This is a genomic window from Paraburkholderia sp. IMGN_8, assembly GCF_038050405.1.
Classification (GTDB): Bacteria; Pseudomonadota; Gammaproteobacteria; order Burkholderiales; family Burkholderiaceae; genus Paraburkholderia.
Map to the genome: position 1 here is coordinate 506683 of NZ_CP150900.1, position 16393 is coordinate 523075.

At 62.7% G+C, this 16393-nt stretch carries 17 protein-coding genes and 1 tRNA gene; 7 read left to right on the plus strand and 11 right to left on the minus strand.

Annotated elements, in window-relative coordinates:
• Positions 1-14 precede the first annotated feature (14 nt).
• Both WN982_RS02500 and WN982_RS02505 read left to right on the plus strand, forming a co-directional pair.
• Positions 15-884, plus strand: coding sequence for an ATP-binding protein (locus WN982_RS02500; protein ID WP_341314230.1), 870 nt, complete (start codon positions 15-17; stop codon positions 882-884).
• The gene (locus tag WN982_RS02505) at positions 881-1303 is read left to right on the plus strand and encodes an NUDIX domain-containing protein (protein ID WP_341314231.1); all 423 of its coding nucleotides are present in this window, start codon (positions 881-883) and stop codon (positions 1301-1303) included. The genes WN982_RS02500 and WN982_RS02505 overlap by 4 nt, the downstream gene beginning before the upstream one ends.
• Positions 1304-1376: 73 nt before the next feature.
• Here WN982_RS02505 and yacG read toward each other — a convergent pair whose 3' ends face one another.
• From yacG to WN982_RS02550, 9 genes are all read right to left on the minus strand, one after another.
• Positions 1377-1574 (minus strand): DNA gyrase inhibitor YacG, encoded by a 198-nt coding sequence (gene yacG / locus WN982_RS02510; protein ID WP_341314232.1) that lies wholly within the window; start codon positions 1572-1574, stop codon positions 1377-1379.
• A gap of 102 nt (positions 1575-1676) precedes the next feature.
• Positions 1677-2432: a cell division protein ZapD gene (gene zapD / locus WN982_RS02515; RefSeq protein ID WP_091798841.1), complete on the minus strand. Its 756-nt coding sequence runs from the start codon at positions 2430-2432 to the stop codon at positions 1677-1679.
• A 237-nt stretch (positions 2433-2669) separates the two neighbouring features.
• Positions 2670-3272, minus strand: a complete 603-nt coding sequence (gene coaE / locus WN982_RS02520; protein ID WP_341314233.1) for a dephospho-CoA kinase — start codon at positions 3270-3272, stop codon at positions 2670-2672.
• 3 nt (positions 3273-3275) lie between these two features.
• On the minus strand, positions 3276-4217 hold the full coding sequence (locus WN982_RS02525) for an A24 family peptidase (RefSeq protein WP_341314234.1): 942 nt from the start codon (positions 4215-4217) through the stop codon (positions 3276-3278).
• A gap of 28 nt (positions 4218-4245) precedes the next feature.
• A complete protein-coding gene (locus WN982_RS02530) occupies positions 4246-5475 on the minus strand; it encodes a type II secretion system F family protein (RefSeq protein WP_341314235.1) in 1230 nt (409 codons plus the stop codon).
• Complete coding sequence (locus WN982_RS02535; RefSeq protein ID WP_341314236.1) at positions 5472-6764, minus strand: ATPase, T2SS/T4P/T4SS family; 1293 nt, start codon at positions 6762-6764, stop codon at positions 5472-5474. The genes WN982_RS02530 and WN982_RS02535 overlap by 4 nt, the downstream gene beginning before the upstream one ends.
• 130 nt (positions 6765-6894) lie before the next feature.
• Positions 6895-8199 (minus strand): HlyC/CorC family transporter, encoded by a 1305-nt coding sequence (locus WN982_RS02540; RefSeq protein WP_341314237.1) that lies wholly within the window; start codon positions 8197-8199, stop codon positions 6895-6897.
• 219 nt (positions 8200-8418) lie between these two features.
• Positions 8419-8495: transfer RNA gene (locus WN982_RS02545), tRNA-Pro, on the minus strand.
• A 38-nt stretch (positions 8496-8533) separates the two neighbouring features.
• Positions 8534-9526, minus strand: a complete 993-nt coding sequence (locus WN982_RS02550) for a polyprenyl synthetase family protein (RefSeq protein ID WP_011489900.1) — start codon at positions 9524-9526, stop codon at positions 8534-8536.
• A gap of 239 nt (positions 9527-9765) precedes the next feature.
• On the opposite strand from WN982_RS02550, the gene rplU reads away from it, so the two are divergent.
• The 4 genes from rplU to proB all read left to right on the plus strand — a co-directional run bounded on the left by rplU (position 9766) and on the right by proB (position 12897).
• On the plus strand, positions 9766-10077 hold the full coding sequence (gene rplU, locus WN982_RS02555; RefSeq protein WP_007180329.1) for a 50S ribosomal protein L21: 312 nt from the start codon (positions 9766-9768) through the stop codon (positions 10075-10077).
• A gap of 25 nt (positions 10078-10102) precedes the next feature.
• Positions 10103-10366, plus strand: a complete 264-nt coding sequence (gene rpmA, locus WN982_RS02560) for a 50S ribosomal protein L27 (protein WP_007180330.1) — start codon at positions 10103-10105, stop codon at positions 10364-10366.
• Between the two features lie 220 nt (positions 10367-10586).
• A complete protein-coding gene (gene cgtA / locus WN982_RS02565; RefSeq protein ID WP_341314238.1) occupies positions 10587-11708 on the plus strand; it encodes an Obg family GTPase CgtA in 1122 nt (373 codons plus the stop codon).
• Between the two features lie 70 nt (positions 11709-11778).
• A complete protein-coding gene (proB, locus tag WN982_RS02570; RefSeq protein WP_341314239.1) occupies positions 11779-12897 on the plus strand; it encodes a glutamate 5-kinase in 1119 nt (372 codons plus the stop codon).
• 107 nt (positions 12898-13004) lie between these two features.
• Here proB and WN982_RS02575 read toward each other — a convergent pair whose 3' ends face one another.
• Both WN982_RS02575 and WN982_RS02580 read right to left on the minus strand, forming a co-directional pair.
• Complete coding sequence (locus WN982_RS02575; RefSeq protein ID WP_341314240.1) at positions 13005-13562, minus strand: CNP1-like family protein; 558 nt, start codon at positions 13560-13562, stop codon at positions 13005-13007.
• 76 nt (positions 13563-13638) lie between these two features.
• Positions 13639-14373, minus strand: a complete 735-nt coding sequence (locus tag WN982_RS02580) for an RNA pyrophosphohydrolase (RefSeq protein WP_341315699.1) — start codon at positions 14371-14373, stop codon at positions 13639-13641.
• A gap of 283 nt (positions 14374-14656) precedes the next feature.
• On the opposite strand from WN982_RS02580, the gene WN982_RS02585 reads away from it, so the two are divergent.
• On the plus strand, positions 14657-16393 hold the full coding sequence (locus WN982_RS02585) for a proline--tRNA ligase (protein WP_341314241.1): 1737 nt from the start codon (positions 14657-14659) through the stop codon (positions 16391-16393).

Below are 16393 nucleotides of genomic sequence, written 5' to 3' on the forward strand. Positions count from 1 at the left end.
GCTTACTCACAGCCATGGACAAACTCGAACAGTTTCTGACCCGTGCCGAAGCCGTGCTCGGCCGTCTGGAAGCGATGCTTCCGCCCGCCGAGCCGGATATCGACTGGTCAGCCGCGGTCGCTTTTCGCTGGCGCAAGCGCCAGGGGCGCGGCTACCTGCAGCCGGTGCCCGCCATCTCGGCGATCACGCTCGACGACCTGCAAAACATCGATCGCCAGAAAGGTCTGATCGAGCAGAACACGCGTCAATTCGTGGACAAGCAACCGGCCAACAACGTGTTGCTGACGGGCGCGCGCGGCACCGGCAAGTCGTCGCTGATCAAGGCTTGCCTGAACGCGTATGCGAAAAACGGCTTACGTCTGATCGAAGTGGATAAAGACGACCTGCACGATCTCGGCGACATCGTCGACCTGATCGCGCATCGGCCGGAGCGCTTCGTCGTGTTTTGTGACGACTTGTCGTTCGAAGACGGCGAGTCGGGCTACAAGGCGCTCAAAGTTGCGCTCGACGGCTCGATCGCGGCACAGTCGGACAATGTGCTGATCTATGCAACGTCGAACCGCCGCCATCTGCTGCCCGAGTACATGAGCGACAACGAAACGTACAAGCACATGGCCGACGGCGAGATTCATCCGGGCGAACTGGTCGAAGAAAAGATCTCGTTGTCCGAGCGTTTCGGGCTGTGGGTCAGCTTCTATCCGTTCAAGCAGGACGACTACCTGTCGATCATCGGCCACTGGCTGCGGCATTTCGGCTGCGATGACGCGGAAGTCGAAGCCGCGCGCGGCGATGCGCTGGTGTGGGCGCTAGAACGCGGTTCGCGCTCGGGGCGCGTCGCGTGGCAGTTCGCCCGCGACTGGTCGGGCCGGAAGACCCAGGCATGAGCGACGCGCAGAAGAATGCCGCCGGGCGGCCAGTGACGGAAGTCGCCGTCGGCGTGCTGATTCAGCCGGACGGGCGCTATTTGCTGGCCCAGCGCCCGGCTGGCAAGCCGTACGAGGGCTATTGGGAGTTTCCGGGCGGCAAGCTGGAGGCGGGCGAGTCGGTCGAGGCGGCGCTCGCTCGCGAGTTGCACGAGGAATTGGGGATCGACGTCAAGGCGAGCCACCTGTGGCACACGCTCGAACACGATTACCCGCATGCCTATGTGCGGCTGTTTTTCTGCAAGGTAACGGACTGGACCGGCGAGTTGCACGGGCGTGAGGGTCAGGCGTTTGTCTGGCAGGCATTGCCCGCGGATGTTTCGCCGCTGTTGCCGGCGACGATTCCGGTGCTGGATTGGCTCGCGGCTGAGAAAAACTAGACAGAACGGCGCGCGGTGGCGGGCGCTGCGCTAGCAGCGTCGACCCGCGCGTTCATACATACGGCTGGTGCGTCTAGTGCGGGTTGTAATCGCCACTCGGCGATTCATCCGGAGGCGCTTCTTCATCCGTGCCGCCGATCTTGTACTTCTCGGCGGCCCAGGCGCCGAGGTCGATCTGCTTGCAACGGTCGGAGCAGAACGGGCGAAAGCGGTTTTCAGGGGTCCAGCGGACATCCTTTCCGCAAGTAGGGCATTTGACGACAGTAGGCATACGGTCAGGCGGTTAATCGCAAACGGAACATGTCTCGAATATAGGGGCGTTTCGCGCCGCTTTAAAGGCGCGGCCCTTCAGTGCGGTTTTACATGGCGAACGTTACAAGCTGCACAAAGTGAGCTGGAAGGGCACGTCGACATCCACCGCACGCGGGCGCAAATCGCCGTCCTGCACGGTAAAGCGTACCCACAGCATGTACTTGTTGGCGCTTGCCTCGGGGATCACACGCAATTCGGGTGCAACCCGTACCTGCATCAATTGATAAGAACGGCCTGACAGCATTTGCTGATAGCTGCCCTGCATCGCCATCACCTTGGACGCCTGACCGGATTCGCGCGCGAGACGCAAGACGATCGTGGCGGCATCGCGCAGCGGCAGCAAGGGCGTCACCCACTTGGCGATGTCCTGGCGGCGCTGATCGGGATGGATCTGCTGCCAGGCATAGTAGGAGGGCAAATCGAACTTGCAGGTGCCGCCCGGGATGATCGCGCGGCTGCGGATGCTGGCGAGCCATTCGTTATCTGCAAGATGCTGGCCGGTTTTGCCCTGCATCTGCGACAGCCCCGCAAGAGTCTGCTCGATTTCGCCGAGAACAGCTTCGAGCGCGTTCTGCTCGATGCCAGGATTGCCACGGAACGGCGCCAGCGTCTGCCGTTGCCGCTCGAGTTCCTTCATCAGATCCGACTTCAGATCCGCGCGACCCGCGACTTCAGAGATTTCGAACAACGTGGTCAGTGCGACGTGATGTTCCCTGGCATCTTCCTGAGTCAGAAAGAACGTGAAGCGCTCGAACAGATCTTCGAGGCGCAAAAGCGTCCGGATTCGCTCGTTGAAGGGATACTCGTAAAGGATCAAGCGGGCTCGCCTCGGGCGTGGTCGGTGACGGGAATGCAGAACATTCTAATGCCGCGAGACTACCCTAGCAATCACGCACTTTTTCAGCGCGCTTTTGCAACTTTTTTTGCGTGTTTTAGGCGGTTTTCTGCGTGCTTCGGCTCTCTCATCGCTGCAAAGTTCCAAAGTTCAATGGTTCGCGCGGATACGTTTCCGTCACGTGCTCGTCACGTGGCGCTCACGCGCGCGCATGTCTGCTCACGCGCCTGCGAGCGACAAATACATACGATGCTGCGCGTCGACCTGCGCCGTGAGCGCATCGAGCGGCGCGTCGTCGTTGTCGATCACGTCGTCGGCTGCGGCGAGGCGCGCTTCGCGCGTGGCCTGCCGGGCGATAATCGCCAGTGCCTGTTCACGGCTGAACGCGTTGCGACGCATCACGCGCGAGATTTGCGTCTCGACGCTGCAATCGACCGTCAGCACGCGGTTCACACGGGTCTTCCAGCTACCCGACTCGACCAGCAGCGGGACGACCACGATGACGTACGGTCCGCGCGCCTCGCGCTGCTCGCGCTCGGTCTCCGCGCGAATCAACGGATGCGTGATGCCTTCGAGGCGCTTGCGCGCGCCGTCGTCGCTGAACACCAGGGTTCGCATACGGGCGCGGTCGAGCGAGCCGTCTGCCGCAACGAACGAGTTGCCGAACGCGGCGGCGATCTGCGGCATCGCAATGCCTTGTGGCGCGGTGATGCGATGTGCGATCAGGTCCGTGTCGACAAGCGGCACGCCGTGCGCGGCGAACAGATCCGCCACGGTCGATTTGCCGCTGCCGATGCCGCCGGTCAATCCCACAGCAAACATGCTTCAGCCTCCTAAAGCCGGATAAAGCGGCGTGCCGAGAAACAGCGTAACAGCACCGCCCGCCGCCAGAAACGGCCCGAACGGCAGGGGTTCTTCGAAGCGCATGCGTCCGCGCCACGTCGCCGCGAGACCGACCACCGCGCCGGCAACCGCCGCGATCAGTACGATTTGCGGCAGCGCGGCCCAGCCGAGCCATGCACCGAGCGCGGCCAGCAGTTTGAAATCACCATAACCCATGCCTTCGATACCGCGCACCAGCCGGAACAGCCAGTGCACCACCCATAGCACCAGATAGCCGAAGATCGCGCCCAGCACCGCGTCGTGCAGGCTCGCGAACATGCCGTTGAAGTTGACGATCAGGCCTGCCCACAAGAGCGGCAGTGTCATTGAGTCCGGCAGCAGGTGGGTGTCGATGTCGATCGCGCTCATCGGCAGCAACGCGGCGCACAGACCGAAGGCGGCGAGCGCCATGCCCGTCGGTCCGTACAACGCGAGCGCGCCTGCGGCGCAGGCAGCGCTGGCGATTTCGAGCAACGGGTAGCGCAGGCTCACGCGCGTCTTGCATGCGGAGCAGCGCCCGCGCAGCAGCAGATAGCTCAGCACCGGCAGGTTCTCCCAGGCGCTCAGCACATGGCCGCAGTGCGGGCACGCGCTACGTGGTACCCACAAGTTGTAGCGCGCGGGCAGGCCGTCGTCTTCGAGTGGTTTCTCGGTGGCCTCGCTGACTTCCTCGCGCCATGCGCGCTCGAGCATGATCGGCACGCGATGCACGACCACGTTGAGGAAGCTGCCGATCACGAGGCCGAACACGATCGCGAACGCGATCTGCAGGCCGGCAGGCAAGCTGCCGAACGCGAGGCCGAGACCTGCGGCGAAGTGGCCGGGCAGCAAGCCCGACAGCACGCTGGAAGAAGTTTCTGACACGAGCGGAAGGGTCGCCTGCATAACGAAAGAGTTGGATTCGGCTGCGATGCTACACCACGTTGCCGAGTTGAATAATGGGAAGATACATCGCAATCACAAGGCCGCCGACCAGCGTACCCAGCACGATGATGACGAGCGGCTCGCACAAACTCGACAGCGTGCCGATCTTTTCGTCTACCTGACGATCGGCGAGCGAGGCCACGTCGATCAGCATCGTATCGAGCGCGCCGGACTCCTCGGCAACCGCCACCGGCTGGACCACCTCCGGTGGAAAGCAGTGCGCGGCGTGCATCGCCGCGGCGAGTCGTTCGCCGCGCCGCAGCCGCGCGGCAATTCCCACGGTGGCGCGGTCGAAGAATGCATTGCCGGTGGCGTGTGTCAAGGAATCGAATGCGTCGGCGAGCGGCGTGCCGGCCGACAGCAGCGTGCCCAACGCGCGGCTCCAGCGGGCTGCGCACAACGTGCGCAGCAGCGGACCGGCGACCGGCATTGTCAGCGATAGGCGGCCGAAGGAGATGCGCGCCGCTTCGGAACGGCGTAGCAGAAACGTCATAGCCCAAACCACGGCGAAGATCATGACGATCGCGGGCACGCTCCAGCGTGCGGCGGCGGACGACAGCGCCAGCACGAACTGCGTCGGTGCCGGCAGTTTCGCGCCGAAGCCGTCGAAGATCTGCTTGAAAGTAGGGACAACCCATATCAGCAACGCTGCGGTAATCGCAATCGCAAGCAACAGGATGGCCGTCGGATAGGTTAGCGCCGCCCGCACCTTGGCACGCTGCGCGGCGGCGCGTTCGCGGTCGTCGGCGAGCCTGGCGAGAACCGTTGCCAATGCGCCGGCCGCTTCGCCGACCTCGACGAGCTGGCAATACAGCGCATTGAACTGCGCCGGATGCCGCTGCAACGCCGCCGAAAACCGCAGGCCGCCGGTGATATCACGCGCCAGCGCGCCGACGATCCGCGGCATGCCGGGCTGGCGCGAACTCTGCGTTTGGGCAAGAAGGTCGAGCGCGGGCGCGAGGGGCAAACCGGCGCGTAACAGACTGGCAAGCTGGCGGGTGAATATCGTGACGTCAGCGGCGCGAGTTTTAGGACGCGGCGCCGGCCCGCGCGCCGTCAGTTCGACGATGAACAGATTGTCGCGTTTGAGCATCGCTCGCGCGGCGCTAACATTCGCTGCAATGAGCGCGCCGTTTTTTTGTACGCCGTCAGCGTCGACACCGCGCCATCTGAAGCGCAAATCGGCTGCCGCGGGCTGAGGAGATGTGGCCGTGCTCATGCGACCTCGGTAGCGGCAAGTGCTTCGGCGAGGCTCGTGGTGCCGTCGCGCACCCGGGCCAGCGCCGCGCCGCGCAACGTGGCCACCCGTTCGGTTTGAGCGAGACGTGCAAGCTCGTGCGTGCCCGCGCTCGCCACAATCAGCTCACGCATCGTATCGGAGACGGGCATCACCTGGTGAACCCCGACGCGGCCCCGGTAGCCGATGCCGTGGCAGGCCGCGCACCCGGCGGCGGCATACGGTTGCCAGCCGTCGAGTTGGTCGCCGGCAAAGCCTACTGCTCGCAGCGCCGCAGCCGATTGCGGCGCCGGTGCGCGGCACGCTGTGCAAAGCCGCCGCACCAGCCGCTGCGCCGTCACCATCCGCAGCGCGGCGGCGAGGTTGTACGGCTCGACGCCGATGTCGATCAGACGCGCGACAGCAGCGGGGGCGTCGTTCGTATGCAAGGTGGACAACACCAGGTGGCCGGTTTGCGCCGCCTTCACGGCGACGTCGGCGGTTTCGTCGTCGCGGATCTCACCGACCATGATCACGTCCGGGTCCTGACGCAGAAATGCGCGCAACGCCACTGCGAAGGTCAGCCCGGCCTTTTCGCGCACGCTGACCTGATTGATGCCGGCCAGCTGGATTTCGGCCGGATCCTCGACCGAACACAGATTGCGCGCCTCGTCATTGAGAAGTTGCAGAAAACAATACAGCGATAGCGTTTTGCCGCTGCCGGTTGGGCCGGTGACGAGCACGAGGCCGTGCGGCGCGCGGATCGCCGCATCCACGGCTTCGCGCTGTTGCGGGTCGAGGCCGAGCGAGTCGAGCGAAAGATCGGTGGGTAGCGCGTCAAGCCTGCGTAACACCAGCTTTTCACCGAACAGCGTCGGCAGTGAGTTGACGCGATAGTCTTCGGTCCGGCCGGGCGACGTGGCGATACGCAGCCGACCGTCCTGCGGGACCCGCCGCTCGGCGATGTCCATGCGCGCCAGCACCTTCACGCGCGTGATGAACGCGTCGCGCAGATGTGCCGGCGGCGCAGGGATCTCGTGCAGCACGCCGTCGATCCGCAAGCGCACGCGCCAGCCATGCTCCGCCGGTTCGATGTGCAGGTCAGAAGCGCTGCGGCGCGTCGCTTCCTGCAGCGTGTCGGTCAGCAGCCGAACGGCAGGGGCGTTGTCAGGATCGGCGAGGCTTGCACCGGCGTTGGTCGCGAACGCGTTGGGTTTCGGCTTGGCCGCGACTTCGCTATCGAAATCGATGGGCCGCAACGCCGGCGCCGCCGGTTGAAAAGATGCTTGCATGGGAGACCGGTGATGAGCCGCCTGTAGTACACAACGACTCCATCATCCGGTAAGGCGGCGGTCGCCACCATTCAGCCGATCGGCTAATGGCGCGCGCTGCGCTCGTACGCGATGCTGCCGCGTGCAGGCTTCAACGGCGCGCTGCTTTGCCGGCCTTCGCACCTGAGCGCGCCGGTGGCTTGAACAGCTTGACCGTGCGGATCGCCTGGTCGTCGCTGCGCATCACTTCGAGTTTCACCTCGCCGATCTGCACGCACACGTCGCCATCGGGAATGTCTTCGAGAATTTCGAGGATCAGGCCGTTGAGCGTTTTCGGTCCGTCGGTGGGCAGCGTGAGTTGCAGCCAGCGGTTCAGTTCACGCAGCGGCATGCTGCCGGCGACGATACATTCGCCGTTCTCGTTCCAGCCGCCACGCGAATTCGCGCCCCGGGGAATCGACGTGGTGAATTCACCGATCAGTTCTTCGATGATGTCTTCCGGCGTGATCAGCCCTTGCAGCTCACCGTATTCGTTGACGACCAGCGCCGTGCGATGACGGCTCTCCTGGAAGTACTGCAATTGCTGGAACACCGGCGTACCGGACGGCACGAAATACGGCTCCGCCAGCAGTTCACGCAGCGTCTCGCGCTCCAGTTCCTGGTTGTGCAGCGCCGCGAGCGTCTTGCGTACGTGCAGCACGCCGAGCACACGGTCGATATCGCCTTGATAGACGATCAGTTTGTTGTGATAGCAGGTTTCGAGTTGATGCAGGATCTGCTCGAACGGCGCGTCGAAGTCGAGCGCTTCGATCCGGCGGCGCGGAATCATCACGTCGTCGACGGAAATGTTTTCGAGGTCGAACAGGTTCAGCAGAATGCTGCGGTGCTTGGTGGGCATGAAGCTACCCGATTCGAGCACGATGGTGCGAAGCTCTTCGGTGGAAAGGCGCTGATCGTGCGCGCCCTTGGTATTGATGTGCAGCACCCGCAAGATGGTGTTCGCGAACAGATTGACGAACCAGACGAGCGGCTTGGCGACGCGCATCATCGGCGCGATCAGCAGACTGGCCGGCAGCGCGATTTTTTCCGGGAACGTCGCGCCGACGATTTTCGGCGTGATTTCCGCGAACACGATAATCAGAAACGCAACGATGCCCGTCGCGATCGACAGCACCAGGTTGTTGCGGCCGAACGTGTGCAGCGCGATCGAGGTGGTGAGCACCGGGATGATCGTGTTGAACAGGTTGTTGCCGATCAGGACCACGCTTAGCAGCTGGTCGGTGTGCACGAGCAGACCCTGAGTGGTCCTCGCTCCGAGCGCGTTCTGATTGGCAAGGTGTTTCAGGCGATGGCGGTTGATTGCCATCATCGCCGTTTCGGAAATCGAAAAGAAACTGGAGCAGACGAGCAGCAGAAAGACGGCGCCAATCTGCGCCCATAAGGGAAGTTGTTCCACGCGTCGTGAAGGATAGGGGACAGGATGGAGAGAATATAGCAGAGGGGGCGGCGCCAGCCGCCTGGCCGGAAGGCTTAAGACACCTGGCCGCGCGTTTTCACGCGCCTCACGGGCGGTTTTGCCAAGTCGCGCGTGGGGGTGCGAAGAAACGCGACCCAAAACAAAAAACCGCCGAGCAAGCTGGGCGGTTTTTCGAGCCTTGGGCTAACAAGGCAAATCTGGTCGGGGTGAGAGGATTCGAACCTCCGGCCTCTACGTCCCGAACGTAGCGCTCTACCAGGCTAAGCTACACCCCGATTTGTACTGCTGGACTCCTACGGTGTTTCAGTCTCGTTCAAGACTGTCTTGCCGTTGAGTAAGAACATAATTCTAGCAGGCTATCTTTGAAAATGGAATCGGGAAACGAAGAAATTGCTGCAGCAGCTGCCTGGGCTTCCTGTTTCGCGCATTCGAGCGTGTGATCCAGCGCGCCAGAACGCGTGATGGCTTCGAAAATCGTGTCGAAACGATCCGTGCCGCCTTGTTCGATCGCCTCGCGTGCGAGCGCCGATTGCTCCGGCGTGCCGCGTTCGATCAGATAGATCAGTGGAAGAGTGGGCTTGCCTTCGCGCAGATCGTCGCCAGCGTTCTTGCCCATCGATTCCGCCGTGCCTGTGTAGTCGAGCCAGTCGTCCATGATCTGGAACGCGGTGCCGATGCGCCGGCCGAATTCCGCCGCGGCGGCTTCGGTCTTCGCGTCCGAGCCGGCCAGTACCGCGCCGAGCTGGGCGGCGGCTTCGAACAGCTTGGCGGTCTTGTAGCGGATCACCTGCATGTAGCGCGCTTCGTCCACGTCGGCGTCGTGCATATTAAGCAGTTGCAGGACTTCGCCTTCGGAGATGATGTTGGTCGCTTCCGACAGGATTTCCATCACGCGCATCTTGCCCACGCCGACCATCATCTGGAACGAGCGCGAGTACAGGAAGTCGCCGACCAGCACGCTTGCCGCGTTGCCGAACAGCGCGTTGGCGGTCTGCCGGCCGCGCCGCAGATCGGATTCGTCGACCACGTCGTCGTGCAGCAGCGTGGCCGTATGAATGAATTCGACCACCGCGGCCAGTTCATGCCGATGCCCGGTGGTTTCGCCCAGCGCGCCCGCTACCAGCAGCAGCAGCGCGGGCCGCAGCCGTTTGCCGCCGGCGCTGATGATGTACTCGGAGATCTGGTTGATCAGCATCACGTCGGACGCCAGACGGTGCCGGATGACGCGATTGACCTGCTGCATGTCTTCGGCAATCGGAGCGAGCAGGCTGGCGGCGTTGGAGGAGGGGGTGGCAGTCGACGACATGATGGCTGAATTGGGTAGTGCCGCGAATTATAAGGCGAATCGCGACAGTTCCGGGTCGCTGGCTGCGGCGCGGTACGATGCGGGCGCGCGGCAAGGCCGCGCGCCGGGGCTGACGGCGAGGTGCCGGGGTGCGCCCGCGGCACCTCTCAACGAGTTTTGACCGCGCAGCTAACTCTATGTATAATCACGGGTTTCCGCGCGCGGTGCGTGGGAAAAATGAACACAGAGTGAGGTTCTCAATGTACGCGGTCATAAAAACCGGTGGCAAGCAGTATAAAGTTGCTGTCGGCGAAAAACTTAAAGTAGAACAGATACCGGCAGACATTGACGCTGAAATCACGCTCGACCAGGTTCTCGCAGTGGGCGAAGGCGAATCGATTAAGTTCGGTACGCCGCTGGTCAGTGGGGCTTCCGTCAAGGCTACCGTCGTGTCGCAAGGTCGTCACGCAAAAGTGACCATCTTCAAGATGCGTCGCCGGAAGCACTACCAGAAGCATGGCGGCCACCGCCAGAACTATACCGAACTGCGCATCGACGCGATCAACGCGTAAGCGCAACGGTTAAGGAGCAAATCAAATGGCACACAAAAAGGCAGGCGGATCGTCCCGGAACGGCCGCGACTCTGAATCGAAGCGTCTCGGCGTTAAGGTTTACGGCGGTCAAGCCATCAACGCTGGCGGCATCATCGTGCGTCAACGTGGCACGCGTATGCACCCGGGCGAAAACGTCGGTATCGGCAAGGATCACACCTTGTTCGCGCTGACGGACGGCCACGTCAATTTCTCGACGAAGGGCGCAGCGAAGAAGCACATGGTCAACGTCGTCCCGGCAGCAGTCTGAGATTAGTCAGGCACGGGCTTCAGGACCGGAAAAAGGCCCCGCGAAGTTCGCGGGGCTTTTTTATTGCAGCGTTTCGTTGCCTGATTCGATTGATGAAGTGCGGCGCGCCTATGCCGTTCGATCGATTGATCATCGCGCGGCGGGCGCGGCAAAATAGCAGCATCCGAAAGCATTAAATCTAGCGGCACCACTGGCAGCACACCACGGGACGGAGTTACGCATGAAGTTCATTGACGAAGCGAGAATTGAAGTCATCGCCGGCGACGGAGGGGATGGCAGCGCGTCGATGCGCCGCGAGAAATTCGTTCCGTTCGGCGGCCCGGATGGCGGCGACGGCGGGCGGGGCGGCAGTGTGATCGCGGTCGCGGACCGCAATATCAACACGCTGATCGACTACCGCTACGCGAAGAAACATTTGGCGCGCAACGGCGAAAACGGCCGCGGCGCGGACTGCTACGGCAAGGGCGGCGACGACATCACGCTGCGCATGCCGGTCGGCACGACCATCACCGATATGGAAACCGGCGAGCTGATCGCCGATTTGACCGAGCACAACCAGAGCGTGCAGATCGCGCAAGGCGGCGCGGGCGGTCTCGGCAACCTGCATTTCAAATCCAGTACGAACCGCGCGCCGCGTCAGAAGACGGACGGCAAGCCCGGCGAGCGCCGCATGGTGCGCCTCGAATTGAAGGTTCTGGCCGATGTCGGTCTGCTCGGCATGCCGAACGCCGGCAAGTCGACCTTTATCTCCTCGGTGTCGAACGCACGGCCGAAGATCGCCGATTATCCGTTCACCACGCTCGCGCCGAATCTCGGTGTGGTGCGCGTCGGGCCGAGCCGCAGCTTCGTGATCGCCGATATTCCTGGCCTGATCGAAGGCGCGGCGGAAGGTGCCGGCCTCGGTCACCAGTTCCTGCGCCACTTGCAGCGTACGGGTCTATTGCTGCACATCGTCGACCTCGCGCCGTTCGACGACGCGGTCGATCCGGTCGCGGAAGCCAAGGCCATCGTCAACGAGCTGCGCAAGTATGACGAGCTGCTGTATGAAAAGACGCGCTGGCTGGTGCTGAACAAGCTCGACATGGTGCCTGAAGACGAGCGTGAAGCGCGCATCGCGGCATTCATCGAGGGCTTCGGCTGGGACGGCCCGGTGTTCGAAATCTCGGCGTTGACCGGCCAGGGTTGTGAGAATCTTTGCTACGCGGTATTCGACCACATCGCCGCGCATTCGGACGCGCAGCGTGCGGCCGAAGCTGAAGACCTCGCCGCGGACGTGCGTTTCCGCGAAAAGCCGGAAGCGCCGGCCGCCGCGGCGTCGGACAGCGTCGACCCGCAGGAATAACAAGCCTGAGCGCCGGCACCCGCGAGGGCGGCCGGCAGACATCACGCGTCATCTTGGGAGACTGCGCACAATGCGTTCCGTCATCGCAGATTCACGGCGATTGGTAGTGAAAGTCGGCTCGAGCCTCGTCACGAATGACGGGCGCGGCCTCGATCATGCTGCGATCGGCCGCTGGGCCGCGCAGATTGCCGCACTGCGCGCGCAGGGCAAGGAAGTGGTGCTGGTCAGTTCAGGCGCCATTGCCGAAGGGATGCAGCGGCTCGGCTGGACCAGGCGGCCGCGCGAAATCGACGAATTGCAGGCGGCCGCGGCCGTCGGTCAAATGGGCCTTGCGCAGGTCTACGAAAGCCGCTTTGCCGAGCATTCGATTCAAACCGCGCAGATTCTGCTGACTCACGCCGATCTGGCCGACCGCGAACGCTATCTGAATGCGCGCTCCACGTTGCTTACGCTGCTACGTTTGGGCGTCGTGCCGATCATCAACGAGAACGACACAGTCGTTACCGACGAGATCAAGTTCGGCGACAACGACACGCTGGGTGCGCTGGTCGCGAACCTGATCGAAGGGGATGCGCTCGTCATCCTCACCGATCAGCAAGGGCTTTTCACCGCAGATCCGCGCAAGGATCCGAACGCGACGCTGGTCCAGCAAGCCGATGCCGGTGCGCCGGAACTCGAAGCGATGGCAGGCGGCGCGGGCTCGAGCCTCGGCCGCGGCGGCATGCTGACCAAGATTCTCGCAGCCAAGCGCGCGGCGCACAGCGGCGCCAATACGGTGATCGCGAGCGGTCGCGAAGCGGATGTGCTGTCGCGGCTCGCCTCGGGCGAAGCGATCGGCACGCAGCTGATTGCGCGCACCGCGCGGATGGCGGCGCGCAAGCAATGGATGGCGGATCATCTGCAGGTGCGCGGCCATGTCGTGATCGACGACGGCGCGGTCGAGAAGCTGACCGAAGGCGGCAAGAGCTTGCTGCCCATCGGCATCGTCGGCGTGCAGGGCGCGTTTGCACGCGGCGAAGTGATTGCGTGTCTGAGCGTTGCGGGGCGGGAAGTCGCGCGCGGTTTGACGAACTACAGCAGCGCGGAAACCAAGTTGATCCAGCGGCGTCCGAGCGGCGATATCGAATCGGTGCTCGGCTACATGCTGGAGCCGGAGCTGATTCATCGCGACAACCTCGTGCTGGTCTGATCTACCGACAAAGGCACGCGCAGCATACAAAAAAAGCCGTTCCGGCTCACGCTGGAACGGCTTTTTTCCTGTCCACGCGTTCAGATTCGAAGAACGCTGACAACGCTTTAGCGAACCAACGAGGCCGCCGTGCGCTTGTAGCGGATATTCTCGACAATCTGGCCCGCCTTGCCCGTCGGTATCTTGTTCGCGCACATATAGTCCTGATACAGCACTGCCTGATAGGCGTTCAGCGCGCCGTTCTCAATTCGCGTGAAGCCGTTCTCAACTGTCCGGTCCCAGCCGTCATGATCGGCGTTCAGACCTGCATAGAGGCGCCATTCGTACGTGTCGCAGCGGATCCCTTCGTAGTTCACGTTGCGCGCGCCGCTCGGACTCGTCACGACCACCGTATAGCGCACCACGCCGTCGGAGCCGACGCTGACGGAGTTTCTATCGATCGAAAACTGGAGCGGCGTATTGCCGGAAACCTCGAAAGGCAACAAATTCGAGTCTTGCGGCAGCGGCGGCAGGGTGTCCACCTTGTTTTCAACCCAGTTGGTCGGCTGGTCCAGCAGGTAGTGGAACGCGCTGTCGTCTTGATTGGTAGGTTTGCCGGCGCTCGAGCAGCCGGCCAGCAGGGCGCCGGTGGCGACGCACGCCACGACGAGAGCAAGTGCTTTCAATATGATTTCCTTGAAACGCTGGCGCGGCTCATGGAGCCGCGCCAGCAGAGGCGGCATGGACAGCCGCACAGAGTTATTAACTGCGCACGCCGCTACGCAAGAGCGAGCCGGCGGTTCCGCGATCCGGCTCGTCTTCTTGTGCCGACGCGGCGCCAACCTCGGCTCCCGACCCGGAACCAGGCACGCAATCGGACACAATCGACGTCGTGTGAATCGATGTTTCGATGCTAACGGTGGTCACCGTCATCATCGTCGAATCCGGCGGACCTTCCATCGACGACGCTATCCGGGGATAACGCGGCCCATGGTGCCCGCCAGGTTTTTCCGCACGCGGCGCAGCCCGGCGCATGAAACGGGAGAGTTCCGTCAGCGCCAACTGATACACATCCCGCTTGAACTCGATCACACAGTCGAGCGGCACCCAGTACTCGTTCCAGCGCCACGCATCGAACTCAGGGTGGTCGGTGGCGCGCAAGCAGATGTCGCAATCGCGTCCAACCATCCGGAGCAAAAACCAGATTTGTTTCTGGCCGCGGTAATGACCGCGTACTTCGCGCTTGATGAACTTGTCAGGCACCTCGTAACGCAACCAGTCGCGCGTGCGACCGATCACCTTGACGTGCTCTGGAAGCAGCCCGGTTTCTTCGTGTAACTCCCGATACATGGCTTGCACGGGGGTCTCACCGTACTTGATGCCCCCTTGCGGAAACTGCCAGGAATGTTCACGGAGCCGTTTGCCCCAAAACACCTCGTTGTGCGCGTTCAAGAGGATGATGCCGACGTTCGGGCGAAAGCCTTCACGATCCAGCATACAACCACCTTCGAATCCTTTAAAATTGCTTTGATTATAAACAGATAACGGACCCGACGCACCGATTCGCACCAGAATGGAACGATTCGCCGCAAAAGGGCCGTGTTTGCGGTAGCCTGTCAGTCTTTCTGCGCCTTCCCCCTTGCTGCAAAGGCTTTGCGCGGCAGCGTCGGCGCCACGGTCTGGCGGGCCTGCGCCAGGTCTGCGTTGGGTCTGCGTCGATTCCCCACCGTTTTCACCTTTCGGGCGGTCCCTCCGGAGCCGCCGCTTTTGGAAAATCTGAATGAAAGCTTCCCGTTTCTTTATCGGCACCCTGAAAGAAGCGCCCGCCGACGCCGAGATCGTCAGTCACAAGCTCATGGTGCGCGCCGGCATGATCCGCCGCGTCGCCGGCGGTATCTATAACTACCTGCCGATCGGCCTGCGTTCGATCCGCAAGGTGGAAGCCATCGTGCGCGAAGAAATGAACCGGGCAGGGGCGATCGAGTTGTTGATGCCGGCGGTGCAGCCGGCCGAGCTGTGGCAGGAATCGGGCCGCTGGGAAAAGTACGGCCCCGAACTGCTGCGCTTCAAGGACCGCAAACAATCCGATTTCGTGATTGGACCGACCCACGAAGAAGTGGTGACGGACATCGCGCGCAACCAGATCAAGAGCTACCGCCAATTGCCGGTGAACTTCTATCAGATCCAGACGAAGTTCCGCGACGAGATCCGTCCGCGTTTCGGTGTGATGCGCGGCCGCGAGTTCATCATGAAAGACGCGTACTCGTTCGACAAGGACGCGGAAGGCCTGCGCGAGTCGTATCGCAAGATGTACGACGCGTACGTGCGCATCTTCACGCGCCTCGGCCTGGATTTCCGCGCGGTGGCGGCGGACAACGGCTCGATCGGCGGCAGCGGCTCGCATGAATTCCATGTGATCGCCGAGACCGGCGAAGACGCGATCGCCTATTGCCCGACTTCCGAGTTCGCCGCGAATGTCGAAGCGGCCGAAGCCTTGCCGCTGTACGCGGAACGCGCGGCGCCCGCCGAGGACATGAAGAAGACCGCAACGCCGGGCAAGGCGAAGTGCGAAGCGGTGGCTGAACTGCTGAACATTCCACTCGAACGCACGATCAAGTCGATCGTCCTCGCCACGGAAAACCAAGGCGCCGAGCCCACCATCTGGTTGCTGATGCTGCGTGGCGATCACGATCTGAACGAGATCAAGGCGAGCAAGCTGCCGGGTCTGGCTGAGTTCCGCATGGCGACCGAAGCTGAGATCATCGAGACCTTCGGCACGCCGCCGGGTTACCTCGGCCCGATCAACACGAAGAAGCCGGTCCAGGTCGTCGCGGATCGCACGGTCGCGAACATGAGCGACTTCGTGGTCGGCTCGAACGAGGTGGATTACCACACCACCGGTGTGAACTGGGGCCGCGATCTGCCGGAACCGGTCGTCGCCGATATCCGCAACGTGCAGAAGGGCGATCCGTCGCCGGACGGCAAGGGCGTCATCGACATCTGTCGCGGTATCGAAGTCGGCCACGTGTTCCAGCTCGGCACGAAGTATTCGGAAGCGATGAACGCCACTTGCCTCGACGAAACCGGTAAGCCGCAGCCGATGGAAATGGGCTGCTACGGCATTGGCGTCACGCGTATTCTCGGTGCTGCGATCGAACAGAATTTCGACGACAAGGGCATTATCTGGCCGGAGTCGATTGCGCCGTTCGAGGTCGTGCTGTGCCCGATGGGTTACGACCGCAGCGAAGCCGTGCGCGAAGAGGCCGACAAGCTGTACGCGGCTTTGGTCGAAGCGGGCATCGACGTGATCCTCGATGACCGCGGCGAGCGCCCGGGCGTGATGTTCGCCGATTGGGAGCTGATCGGCGTGCCGCATCGTCTGGTGATCGGCGATCGTGGCCTGAAGGAAGGCAAGCTCGAATACCAGGGCCGCCGCGACGCGGAAGCCACTTTGCTGCCGGTCGAAGACGCCGCGCAAACGGTGATCGGCAAAGTTCGCGCCGCGTTGGCGCACTAA

Bases quoted from the DNA above. Each gene is read 5' to 3' on its own strand.
- WN982_RS02500 (WP_341314230.1), top strand. From the start codon at position 15: ATGGACAAACTCGAACAGTTTCTGACCCGTGCCGAAGCCGTGCTCGGC.
- WN982_RS02505 (WP_341314231.1), top strand. From the start codon at position 881: ATGAGCGACGCGCAGAAGAATGCCGCCGGGCGGCCAGTGACGGAAGTC.
- yacG (WP_341314232.1), bottom strand. From the start codon at position 1,574: ATGCCTACTGTCGTCAAATGCCCTACTTGCGGAAAGGATGTCCGCTGG.
- coaE (WP_341314233.1), bottom strand. From the start codon at position 3,272: ATGTTTGCTGTGGGATTGACCGGCGGCATCGGCAGCGGCAAATCGACC.
- WN982_RS02525 (WP_341314234.1), bottom strand. From the start codon at position 4,217: ATGCAGGCGACCCTTCCGCTCGTGTCAGAAACTTCTTCCAGCGTGCTG.
- WN982_RS02530 (WP_341314235.1), bottom strand. From the start codon at position 5,475: ATGAGCACGGCCACATCTCCTCAGCCCGCGGCAGCCGATTTGCGCTTC.
- WN982_RS02535 (WP_341314236.1), bottom strand. From the start codon at position 6,764: ATGCAAGCATCTTTTCAACCGGCGGCGCCGGCGTTGCGGCCCATCGAT.
- WN982_RS02550 (WP_011489900.1), bottom strand. From the start codon at position 9,526: ATGTCGTCGACTGCCACCCCCTCCTCCAACGCCGCCAGCCTGCTCGCT.
- rplU (WP_007180329.1), top strand. From the start codon at position 9,766: ATGTACGCGGTCATAAAAACCGGTGGCAAGCAGTATAAAGTTGCTGTC.
- rpmA (WP_007180330.1), top strand. From the start codon at position 10,103: ATGGCACACAAAAAGGCAGGCGGATCGTCCCGGAACGGCCGCGACTCT.
- cgtA (WP_341314238.1), top strand. From the start codon at position 10,587: ATGAAGTTCATTGACGAAGCGAGAATTGAAGTCATCGCCGGCGACGGA.
- proB (WP_341314239.1), top strand. From the start codon at position 11,779: ATGCGTTCCGTCATCGCAGATTCACGGCGATTGGTAGTGAAAGTCGGC.
- WN982_RS02580 (WP_341315699.1), bottom strand. From the start codon at position 14,373: ATGCTGGATCGTGAAGGCTTTCGCCCGAACGTCGGCATCATCCTCTTG.
- WN982_RS02585 (WP_341314241.1), top strand. From the start codon at position 14,657: ATGAAAGCTTCCCGTTTCTTTATCGGCACCCTGAAAGAAGCGCCCGCC.